This window comes from Corynebacterium otitidis ATCC 51513 (assembly GCF_000296405.1).
Taxonomy (GTDB): domain Bacteria; phylum Actinomycetota; class Actinomycetes; order Mycobacteriales; family Mycobacteriaceae; genus Corynebacterium; species Corynebacterium otitidis.
Map to the genome: position 1 here is coordinate 72,390 of NZ_JH815194.1, position 10,619 is coordinate 83,008.

The window sequence follows — 10,619 nt, forward strand, 5'->3', positions numbered from 1 at the left end:
GCGCGGCGACGAGCCTGGCGGCCACCGAGCGCGCGGCGAGCCCCGCGCCCACGGCGAGGCGCAGCGGCGCCTGCCACCACGCGGCGTGCCGGTCGGCGAAGTAGCGGTACGCGCTGCGGTGATGCGCGGGCACCGTGATGCCCCGGTTGCCCTTCGCGGCGTGGCCCTGGGCGTGGGTGATCTCCGCGCCCGGGTAAAAGACGCTCTCCCAGCCGGCGCGGCCGAGCCGGTCTCCCAGGTCGACGTCCTCGAAGTACATGAAGTAGCGCTCGTCGAAGCCGCCGAGCTCCTCGAACGCGTCCCAGCGCAGCAGCAGGCACGCCCCAGAGAGCCAGCCCGCGGCGCGCTCCCGGCCGAGGTCCGAGCCCGCCCGGTAGCGCCGCGTCCACGGGTTGTTCGGCCAGATGTCCGCGAGCAGCGCGTGGCCCACGCCCACCCCGAGGGTGGGCAGCGCCCGCGCCGAGGGGTAGGCCTCCCCATCCGGCTCGCGGATCAGGGGCCCGAGCGCGCCTGCCCTCGGGCGGCGCCGGGCGCACTCGAGGAGCGCGTCGATCGAGCCGGGCGAGAACTCGACGTCGGGGTTGACGACGAGGAAGAACTCGGGGTCGACCTCGCCTTCCTCGCGCGGGGCGCGCAACCGGCGGGCGGCCGCGTTGATCGCCGGGCCGTAGCCGATGTTGCCGCCCGTGTGGTAAAGCTCGACGCCCGGGCGCTGCGCGGCGCGCTCCGGGGCGCCGTCGGTGGAGCCGTTGTCGGCGACGACGAGGCGCAGCTTACGGCTCGTCGCCTCGTCGAGCGAGTCGATCATCGCCCCGAGCAGGCGGCCGGGCGAGTAGGTCACGGTGATCGCCGCGAGCGGCAGGTCGTTGTCGGCGGAAGTCATCGGGGATCAAGGCTACCGGCCGCGGCCCTTCGCACCCCGCTTCGCCACTCCGGGAGCTTAAGGTCGGAGCGCAGCGCCGAGTACGCCGGGCGCGCGGCCCGCGTCGGCCACTGCCCCGTGGCGACCGGCTCGACGAGGCCGGGGTCCGCGCCCGCGGCGGCGAAGACCTCCCGGGCGAGGCCGTGCCAGCTCGTCTCGCCCGAGCCCGCGGCGTGCAGCACGAGCCCCCGCCCGGGGGCGGGCTCGGGCCGCTCGCCGAGCGCGAGCCGCCACAGCGCCCGGGCGAGGTCGACGGCGAAGGTGGGCGTGCCCACCTGGTCGGCGACGACCCGGGCGCCCTCGCCCGCGCGGGCGAGCCGCAGCATCGTCGAGACGAAGTCCTTGTGCCCGGGCAGCACGTCGCCGCTATAGAGCCACGAGGTGCGCACCACCGCGTGCCGCGGGTCGGCCTCGTGCACGGCGCGCTCCCCGGCGAGCTTCGTGCGCCCGTAGACGCTCGCCGGGTCGGGGGCTTCGTGCGAGCCGATCGGCCCGCCGGCGGCGCCGCGGTTGCCGAAAACATAGTCGGTGGAGACGTGCACGAGCAGCGCGCCCTCTTCGGCCGCGCGCCGCGCGAGGTGGCCGGGGGCGGCGGCGTTGAGCGCCTCGGCGCGGTCGGGCTCGTCCTCCTGGCCGTCGACGTCGGTGGCGGCCGCGGCGTTGATGACCGCATCCACGCCGCGAAACGCCGGGTGGGCGGCGACGGCCTCCGGGTCCGCGACGTCGAGGTCGCCGCGGCGAAGCTCGCGCACCTCGACCCCTCCCGGCGCGGTGAGGCGCAGGCACCGGCCCAGCTGCCCGCCGGCCCCGGTGATCGCGACGGTGGCGCCCACTTCGCTCCCCTCTCCCCTTTTTGGCTGCTCGGCCGGGCGGCGCGGTATTGCCGGCCCGGATGTATCGCCAATAGAATAAGTCCGACTTGTCTCGCGGGCCGGCGGCGCGCCGCCCGCGACCGGCTTGTTTCGACGCCCGCCCGAAAGGTCTTTCCCGCAAGCGACACTATGAGCTCTACCCCGCGCTACACCCGCCAGCCCCACAACCTCGACATCAAGGCCGCCATGCGCCAGAGCGGCCCGCGCAGCGTGCGCGCGATCCTCGCGTTCCTCGCGGTCGTCGCGCTGCTCGTCGTCGGGGTCGGCTGGTGGGCCGTCGGCCGGGTGAGCGGCGGCGTCGCCTCCGCGGAGGGCCTCGAGCTCGGCGAGGGTCTCGACGGGCGCGACGGCGCGACCGACATCCTCTTAGTCGGCGCGGACTCCCGCACCGACGCGCAGGGCAACCCGCTCTCCGAGGAGGAGCTCTCGGCGCTTAGGGCCGGCGTCGACGAGGGTGAGCACAACACCGACACGATCATGGTCATCCGCGTGCCCAACGACGGCTCGGGCGCGACGGCGGTGTCCATCCCGCGCGACACGTATATCGCCGACCCGGAGATGGGCAACATGAAGATCAACGGGGTCTTCACCGCCCACAAGCAGCAGCGCATCGGGGAGCTCGAGGAGCAGGGCGTCACCGACCCCCACGAGATCGAGGTCGAGTCGAACGCCGCGGGCCGCGACGCGCTCGTCCGGGTCGTCTCCGGGCTCACGGGCATCGAGGTCGACCACTACGCCGAGGTCGGCCTCCTCGGCTTCGTTTTGCTCACCGACGCCGTCGGCGGCGTGGACGTGTGCTTAAAGGAGGACACCCAGGACGAGTACTCCGGCGTCGACTTGGAGGCCGGCGAGCACCGCCTCGACGGGATCCAGGCGCTCGGCTTCGTTAGGCAGCGCCACGGCCTGCCGCGCGGCGACCTCGACCGGGTGGTGCGCCAGCAGGCCTACATGGCCTCGATGGTCGACCGGCTGCTCTCGGCTGGCACGCTCGCCAACCCGGCGGCCCTCTCGGAGATCGGCCAGGCCGTGGAGCGCTCCGTCGTCATCGACGAGGACTGGGACATCATCGGCTTCGCGCAGCAGATGTCCGACCTCGTGGCCGGCAACGTGAAGTTCGCGACGATCCCGGTGGTTGCCGCCGACGGGGTGGGCGACTACGGCGAGTCCGTCGTCGTCGTCGACACCGACGAGGTCCACGCCTTCATGGAGGACCTGCTCGGCGACCTCGAGCGCGGCGGCGCGGGCGGCGACGATGATAAGAAACCCGAGGACGAGGACGGCGGGGACGAGTCCCCCGACGAGCCCAACCCCGCGATGGACAAGAAGCTCTACATCCTCAACGCCGGCACGGTCGAGGGCCTCGCCGGCGGGGTGGCCTCCCACCTCGACGAGCACGGCTACCAGATCGTGGAGATCTCCAACGCGCAGGAGGGCCTCTACCAGCAGAGCCAGATCGTCGCGGCCGACCCCGAGGACCCGGCCGCGCAGGCCCTCGCCGAGGAGCTCGGGGGCATCCCCGTCGTCGCGGACGACTCGCTCGAGGGCGACTCCCTCGTCGTCGTCATCGCCGACGAGTACGACGGGCCCTCCGGCGATCCCGCGGACGCGCCGGCCGGCACCGGGGAGGCCGAGTCGCCCGAGGGCGCCGGCCCCGTCATCGAGGCGGGCGACGGCCCGCCGTGCGTCTACTAGTTTTCGCTAGCGTGGCGGGCATGGACCTCTTCGCGGAACACCTCGCCACCGACGCCGGCTCCCCCAGGCTCACGGTCTACGACGAGAGGCAGGGCAGCCGGCTCGACTTCTCCGCGCAGACGCTCGACAACTGGGCGGCAAAGGTCGCGAACATGCTCGTCGACGAGCTCGACCTCGAGGACGACGACGAGATCGCCCTCGACCTGCCGGTCGGCTGGCAGTGCGCCGCCATCGTGCTCGGGGCGCTCGCCTCGGGCGTCGGCACCCGCTTCGGGGACGCCGGCCCGGAGACCGCCGCGGTGTTCAGCTCACCCGAGCGCGCGGAGCGCCACGCCGAGGAGGGCCTCGACGTCGCGATCGTCACCGACGACCCGTTCGGCCGCGGCGTCATCGAGACCGGCGGGGAGCTGCCGCTCGGCGCGATCGACTTCGGACCCACGGTGCGGCTCTACGGCGACCAGTTCCCCTCCCCCACCCGCACGCTCGCGCAGATCGCGCCCTCGAACCTGCCGGAGGGCACGAGGCTGCTCTCCACGGGCTGGAGCGACGAGGAGAGCTTCCGCACCACCGTCCTCGAGCCGCTCGGCGCGAACGGCTCCGCCGTCGTCGTCGCCGGCCTCGCGGACGCAGCTCGGCTCGACGCGATCGCGAAGGAGGAGCGCGTCACCGCGCGGGCCTAGGAAGCCCAAGAAGAAGCCCCGGCGACGCCCCGCGTGGGCACGCCGGGGCTCGTTCGAGCACGAGAAAAGGGCCCGCCCGCCGCTCCCCGAGGATCCGGGGGCGGCGGGCGGGCCCTGACTTCTCCCGCGCCGGCTCGGCGGCCGGGCGAGGCTTGCTACGTCAGCCTAGCCCTGGGGCTTGAGGGCGCTGACGCGGAAGAGGTGCTCGTTGACGAACTCGCCAACGCCCCACTCGGCGAGCTCGCGGCCGTAGCCGGAGCGCCCGATGCCGCCAAACGGCAGGTCCGCGCCGGTGACGGAGGCCTCGTTGACGAAGGTCATGCCGGCCTCGAGGCGGGAGGCGACCTCGGCGGCGTGCTCCTCGTCCTCGGCCCACACGGAGCTCGCCAGGCCGTAGGAGGTGTTGTTGGCCAGCTCGATGGCCTCCTCCTCGTCCTTGGCCTTGTAGACGGTGACGACGGGCCCGAAGATCTCGTTGCAGCCGATGTCCGCGTTCGGGTCGAGGTCGACGAGCAGGGCAGGCTCCATGAACGCGCCCGGCTTGTCGATCTTCTTGCCGCCCCACACGATGCGCGCGGTGCCGTCCTTCTCCGCCTTCTCGATGCGCTCGACGATCTCGTCGCGCGCGCCGATCGAGGACAGCGCCGAGATGTCGGCCTCGGGGTCGTCGAAGGGACCGACCTTGATCTGCTTGACCGCCTCGGTGAGGAACTCGACGGTCCTGTCGTAGAAGTCCTCGAGCACAATGAGGCGCTTCGGCGCGTTGCAGGCCTGGCCCGTGTTGAAGAGGCGGATGCCGAGGAAGTTGGTGAGCACGAACTCGAGGTTCTTGTCGTCGAGGACGACGAACGGGTCGTTGCCGCCGAGCTCGAGCAGCGACTTCTTGTAGTGCTCACCCGCGGCCTTCGCCACCGCCGAGCCGGCCTCCTCCGAGCCGGTCAGCGAGACGCCCTTGATGCGCTCGTCGGCGATGAACGGCTCCACCTGCGAGCCGGAGGCGTAGACGTTGATGTAGGCGTCCTTAGGCAGCCCCGCCTCCTCGAAGGCGTCCTGACAATCCTGCGAGGACAGCGGACAGATCGAGGCGTGCTTGAGCACGATGGTGTTGCCCAGCAGCAGGTTCGGCGCCGCGAAGCGGGCGACCTGGTAGTAGGGGAAGTTCCACGGCATCACGCCGAGGAGGGGGCCCAGCGGGTCCTTGCGGACGAAGGTGCGCTTCGCGCCCTTCTCGCCCAGGTCGCGGTCCGCGAGGAGCTCCTCGGCGTTGTCGGCGTAGTAGCGGTAGATGCTGATGACCACATCGATCTCGCCCTTGGCCTGCTCGGTGAGCTTGCCCATCTCGCGGCCGATGTGCTCGGCGTAGAGGTCCTTGTTCTTTTCGTAGACGTCCGCGGTCTTCGACAGGACCGCGGCCCGCTCCTTGAGCGGGACTTCGCGCCACTTCTTGAACGCGGCGGTGGAGCGCTCGAGGACGTCGTCGCGGTCCTTGTCGTCGAAGCGCTGGAACTCGTCTTCCGACTTGCCAGTCGAGGGGTTCTCAAGATTAAAAGTTGCCATGCCTCCAGATGTACTGGAATGTGACTCACGATTCAAGGATCTGAGCCGCCGTTCACACATCCGCCGAGGGTAGGGGCAAGTCGCCGACGAATGTTACTCGCCCCCGAGCAGGCGGCGGCGCAGCCGCTCGTCCTTCTCCTCCACCGAGCGGGCCATCTCGGCCTGGTAGTTCTCCATCCGCTCGGCGAGCTCCTCGTCGCCCGCGGCGAGGATCCGCACCGCGAGGAGACCGGCGTTCTTCGCCCCGTCGATGGACACGGTCGCGACCGGCACGCCGCCGGGCATCTGCGCGATGGAGAGCAGCGAGTCGAGCCCGTCGAGGTTCTTCAGCGCCCGCGGGATGCCGATCACCGGCAGCGCCGTGGCGGCGGCGACCATGCCCGGCAGGTGGGCGGCCCCGCCGGCGCACGCGACGAGCACCTTCAGCCCGCGGCCGCGGGCCTTCTTCGCGTAGGCGATCATCCGCTCCGGAGTGCGGTGCGCCGAGACGACCCCCACCTCGAAGGGGACGCCGAACTCGGCGAGTACCTCCGCGGCGGGGCGGACGGTCTCCCAGTCCGAGTCCGAGCCCATGATGAGCCCGACCCTGGGCGTTGCATCCTCTGCCATCCCAAACTCCTTTTTAAATTTCAGTGCTGACGGTTCGACGGGTAGTGGGCGCCCCGCCGCCCGGGAGCGGGCGGCGGGGCTCTAGTAAATGTGGCTAGTCGGCCGCGGGCCAGTCGCCTTGGACGATGACGTGCGCCGCCTCTCGCGCCACGCGCCTGGCCTCCTCGGGGTCCTCGGCGGTGACGTTGACGTGGCCGAGCTTGCGGCCCGGGCGGTGCGACTTGCCGTACAGGTGGATCTTCGCCTGCGGGTAGCGCTCCCACACCGCCGCGACGCGCTCGCTCAGCGGGGTCTCAGGCTCCTCGTCCGCGCCGAGGGTGTTGACCATCGCGGTCGTTCCGCCCACCGGGTCGGTAGCGCCGAGCGGCCAGTCGAGCACCGCGCGCAGGTGCTGCTCGAACTGGCTCGTCACCGAGCCGTCCTGCGTCCAGTGGCCGGTGTTGTGCGGGCGCATCGCCAGCTCGTTGATGACGACCTCCGGGCCGCCCTCGCCGGCGACCTCGAAGAGCTCCACGGCGAGCACCCCGGTCACCCCGAGTTCCTCGGCGACCGTGCGGGCGATCTCGCGGGCGCGGGCTGCCTCCTTCTCGCCCAGCCCCGGCGCCGGCGCGACCGCCTCCGAGCAGATCCCGCCCGACTGCACCGACTCGACGATCGGCCAGGCGGCGACCTCCCCGCTCGGGCGGCGCGCCACCATCGCGGAGAGCTCCCGGGTGAAGTCGAGCGCCTCCTCAGCCATGAGCGGCACGTCCTCGCCGAGGAGCTTCTCCACCAGCGAGGAGAGCTCCTCCTCGCCCTTCGGGAACCACACGCCGTGGCCGTCGTAGCCGCCGCGGCGCGCCTTGAGGCACACCCTCCCGCCGGTACGCGCGAAGAACTGCTCCGCGTCGGCGGGCGACTCGACGGCGCTAAACGCCGGCACCGGGAGCCCCAGCTCGGCCATCTTCTCGCGCTGGAGGAGCTTGTCCTGGGCGTAAATGAGCGCGCTCGGGCGCGGCTGCACGTTCACGCCCCGACCGATGAGCTCGTCGAGGTGCTCGTTGGGCACGTGCTCGTGATCGAACGTCACCGCGTCCGCCCCGTCGACGACCTCCTCCAAGTCGGAGAGCTCGTGGTAGTCGCCCTCCCACAGGTCGGCGACGACCTGCGCGGCGGAGGGATCCTTCGCCGCGGCGAGCAGGCGCAGAGAGAGGCCCAGCTCGATGGCCTCGGTCTGCATCATCCTCGCCAGCTGGCCGTCGCCGATCACGGCGATCGTCGGCGCGCCGGGCGCGTGGGCTGCGGGTTGTCCATGTAACTCAGTCACGCCACAACCCTACAACCGCCTCCTCCCTGCGCTCCGCCGCGAGGCGCTCCACCGTGCGCGCCACGCGGCGCGCCCGCGGCACCCCGGAAAACACCAACGGTCGAGGCGAGCCGGCGACCTCGAGGAGCACCGTCGAGCGGCCCCGCCGCGCCGCGCGGCGCACGTCCGCAAGGTCGACCGCCGCGGCGCGCGCGCCGACCCGCGCCGGGCGCGCCACGATACGCCGCGTCGTCACCCGAAACAGCCGGGACCTCGCCCTGGCCGCGGGCGCGACGAGCCGGGCTGCCAGCACGCCCAGCCACGCGACGACGATCGCGCCGCGCAACAGCGGGTCGACGGCGACGTCGGGCCGATCGACGAGACCGATGAGCAGCCACGCGGCCGCGGTCCACGCGGCGGCCTCCACAAGGGGGCCAACGAAGCTGCGCGCCGGGGCCGTGAGGTCGACGACGACCTCCTCCCCGCGCTGCAGCTGGGTGGCCGGGGGCCTGCGGCTCATCGCCGGGCCTTCCCGGCTACTGCCACGTCTCGCCGCTCGCGCGGCGCACGTGGGTGACGTCGCCCGCGGAGACCTCCTGGCGCCCGCCGGTGTGGCGCTCGAGGAGGAGCTCCCCGCCCGGCGCGATATCCGCGGCGATGCCGCGCACCTCCCCGCCGGGCGCGGCGACGACGACCTCCTGGCCCAGGGTGGCGCAGCGCTGCCGGTAGGCGTTGATGAGGGAGCGGCGCCCGTCTGGCGTGCCGAGCTGCTCGAGCCGCTTGGCGAGCGCCTCGAGGACGTCGCCGGCGAGCTCCGTGCGGTCGGCGTCACGCCCCTCGGCGTGCAGCGAGGTGGCGTGCTCGACGGGCAACTCGGAGCGCTCCTGGGTGACGTTGATGCCCACCCCGACGACGACGCGCGGGTCGCGCTCGAGGTCCGCGGCCTCGGAGAGGATGCCGGCGAGCTTGCGCTCCCCGTCGACGAGCACGTCGTTGGGCCACTTCAGCGTCGTGCCCTCGATCGCGTCGGTCACCGCGAGCCCCGCGGCGAGCGGCAGGAGGCCTAGGAAGTCGCGCTCCTGCACGGTGGGGCGCAGCAGCACGCTGAAGGCGACCTGCGAGCCGGCGGGCGCGAGCCACTGGCGGCCCTGCCGCCCCTTGCCGGCGCTCTGGTGCTCGGCGAACAGCACGCTGCGGTGCGGCCCGTCGCCGGAAAGGAGCTCGTCGTTGGTGGAGCCGACCTCGGCTGCGACCTCCACCCGTGGGTAGGTCTCCCGGAGCCGGTCGGAAAGCGCGTCTGCGTTGAGGGCTGCCATGGCCGCCCAGTCTAGCCGGGCGGGCGGCTAGCCTGGCTGACCATGCGACTCATTCTCGCCTCCCGCTCCCCCTCCCGGCTCGGCATCCTCAAGGCCGCGGGCGTCGACCCCGAGGTGCGCCCCGCGGACGTCGACGAGCGCGCCATCGAGGCCGGGCTCGCCGGCGCCGCGCCGGGCGAGGTCGTCGAGGCGCTCGCCCGGGCGAAGGCCCGCGCCGTCGCCGAGTCCCTCGGCGCGGCCGCCGAGGGCGCGGTCGTCGTGGGCGGGGACTCCATGCTCCTGCTCGACGGAAAGCTGCTCGGCAAGCCGCACACGGAAGAGGAGACGGTGCGCCGCTGGCGGGAGCAGGCGGGCCGCCGCGCGACTCTGCTCACGGGCCAGCACGTCTCCTACCTCCCGGCGGGCGCGACCCGCCCGCTCGAGGCGAGCACGCACGCCGCGACGGACGTGCACTTCGCCAGCCCCTCCGAGGCGGATATCGCGGCCTACGCCGCGAGCGGGGAGCCGCTCGAGTGCGCGGGCGCCTTCACCCTCGAGGCGCTCGGCGGCTGGTTCATCGACCGCATCGAGGGCGACCCCTCGGCGGTCATCGGGCTCTCCCTGCCGGCGCTGCGGGCAAGCCTCTACGAGCTGGGCGTCGACGCCTCGGCGCTGTGGCGCCCGGGCACCGCAGGCTAGCGCAGCTCGAGGCGCGGCTCGGCGCGCATCCGCCCGGCGATACCCGGGTCCTGGGCCTCCTCGAGGGCGGGCCCGAGGCTCTCCCACAGCATCGGCGCGAGCGAGGCGGCGTAGTGGCGCGCCACGTGGTTGGGGTCGACGTAGACGTACCGGTTGCCGATCACCGGCAGGCACGTCCCGTCGGGGCAGAACCACGGCTCGGGGTCGACGACGGTGAAGCCTTCGATCTCGCCGAGAAGCGCGGCGGGGTTCTCCTCGAGGTAGAAGTCCTCGGCCGGGATGGAGCAGCCCTCGATGCCGCCGCCGGCCTCGACGCACGCGGAGGACGACCAGGGGTTGCCCTCCTCGTCCTGGAACCACGGGGTGTCGCGCACCGCGACGGCGGGGATGCCGCGCTCGAGCAGCCAGTTCCACAGCGTCACGTAGGAGGCGGGCACGCCCTCGATCGGGCCGGGCGGCGCGCCCAGCGGCCTCGTCGCGGTGGTGAACACGAGGTCGGGCCGAAGCTCCTCGACCTCGCCGAGGACCGTCTCGTTGAACTCCTCGCAGCCGTCGGCGTAGACGCCCTCGTAGTCGGTAACGAAGCTCGGGCACTGTTCCCTTAGGACGGCGAAGACGCGGAAGCCATGCTCCTTGCCCAGCGGGTCGAGTGCGCCCAGCCAGTGGTCGGTGTGCGAGCCGCCGAGCGCCACGACGGTGGTCTCCGCGTCGGGGTCGCCGTAGACGCAGTCCACCCAGTCAGGCCCGCGCCACTTGCGCGGCAGCCGGTCGGTATCCTCGTGACCCTTGCCCATGCAGCCGTCGTCCCAGCTCATGCCCTGTGACGAGCTGAGCACCGGGTAGTCTGGCTTGGGCGGGAGCGGCTCGACCGGCGCGCCGTAGAGGGCGAGCGCCCCGGGATAGGCCACCGGGTCGAGGTCGCCGTCGAGCTCGTTAGCGACGACGCCGTGCCAGCCCACCGGCGTCGCGAGCGCCGCGACGAGCCCCGCGGCGACGGCGACGCCGCCC

General features: G+C 72.8%; 11 protein-coding genes. 3 read left to right on the top strand and 8 right to left on the bottom strand.

Annotated elements, in window-relative coordinates; genetic code table 11:
- Together HMPREF9719_RS05770 and rfbD are read right to left on the bottom strand one after the other, a co-directional pair.
- Positions 1-883 (bottom strand): glycosyltransferase family 2 protein (locus tag HMPREF9719_RS05770; protein ID WP_004601043.1); only part of this gene is annotated, 883 nt, incomplete at its 3' end.
- Entirely contained in the window at positions 880-1,755 is an 876-nt protein-coding gene (gene rfbD / locus HMPREF9719_RS05775; RefSeq protein WP_004601044.1) for a dTDP-4-dehydrorhamnose reductase, read from the bottom strand. The genes HMPREF9719_RS05770 and rfbD, both read right to left, overlap by 4 nt.
- A 168-nt stretch (positions 1,756-1,923) precedes the next feature.
- On the opposite strand from rfbD, the gene HMPREF9719_RS05780 reads away from it, so the two are divergent.
- Positions 1,924-3,486, top strand: a complete 1,563-nt coding sequence (locus tag HMPREF9719_RS05780) for an LCP family protein (RefSeq protein WP_004601045.1) — start codon at positions 1,924-1,926, stop codon at positions 3,484-3,486.
- Between the two features lie 20 nt (positions 3,487-3,506).
- Positions 3,507-4,166, top strand: coding sequence for a TIGR03089 family protein (locus HMPREF9719_RS05785; RefSeq protein WP_038075733.1), 660 nt, complete (start codon positions 3,507-3,509; stop codon positions 4,164-4,166).
- A 165-nt stretch (positions 4,167-4,331) separates the two neighbouring features.
- Here the strand turns inward: HMPREF9719_RS05785 and HMPREF9719_RS05790 are convergent, their stop codons facing one another.
- The 5 genes from HMPREF9719_RS05790 to HMPREF9719_RS05810 form a co-directional block, all read right to left on the bottom strand.
- Positions 4,332-5,723, bottom strand: coding sequence for an NAD-dependent succinate-semialdehyde dehydrogenase (locus tag HMPREF9719_RS05790; protein ID WP_004601047.1), 1,392 nt, complete (start codon positions 5,721-5,723; stop codon positions 4,332-4,334).
- 93 nt (positions 5,724-5,816) lie between these two features.
- Positions 5,817-6,332, bottom strand: coding sequence for a 5-(carboxyamino)imidazole ribonucleotide mutase (gene purE, locus HMPREF9719_RS05795; RefSeq protein WP_004601048.1), 516 nt, complete (start codon positions 6,330-6,332; stop codon positions 5,817-5,819).
- Between the two features lie 94 nt (positions 6,333-6,426).
- Complete coding sequence (locus HMPREF9719_RS05800) at positions 6,427-7,638, bottom strand: 5-(carboxyamino)imidazole ribonucleotide synthase (protein WP_004601049.1); 1,212 nt, start codon at positions 7,636-7,638, stop codon at positions 6,427-6,429.
- A complete protein-coding gene (locus HMPREF9719_RS05805; RefSeq protein ID WP_004601050.1) occupies positions 7,631-8,137 on the bottom strand; it encodes a hypothetical protein in 507 nt (168 codons plus the stop codon). The genes HMPREF9719_RS05800 and HMPREF9719_RS05805 overlap by 8 nt, the downstream gene beginning before the upstream one ends.
- 16 nt (positions 8,138-8,153) lie before the next feature.
- Entirely contained in the window at positions 8,154-8,933 is a 780-nt protein-coding gene (locus HMPREF9719_RS05810) for a biotin--[acetyl-CoA-carboxylase] ligase (protein WP_004601051.1), read from the bottom strand.
- 42 nt (positions 8,934-8,975) lie between these two features.
- Here HMPREF9719_RS05810 and HMPREF9719_RS05815 point away from each other — a divergent pair, with 42 nt between their 5' ends.
- A complete protein-coding gene (locus HMPREF9719_RS05815) occupies positions 8,976-9,611 on the top strand; it encodes a Maf family protein (RefSeq protein WP_004601052.1) in 636 nt (211 codons plus the stop codon).
- On the opposite strand, the gene HMPREF9719_RS05820 is transcribed toward HMPREF9719_RS05815, so the two are convergent.
- Positions 9,608-10,619: SGNH hydrolase domain-containing protein (locus HMPREF9719_RS05820; RefSeq protein ID WP_004601053.1), on the bottom strand; the 1,012-nt coding region annotated here is incomplete at its 5' end. The two genes, HMPREF9719_RS05815 and HMPREF9719_RS05820, sit on opposite strands and share 4 nt — an antisense overlap.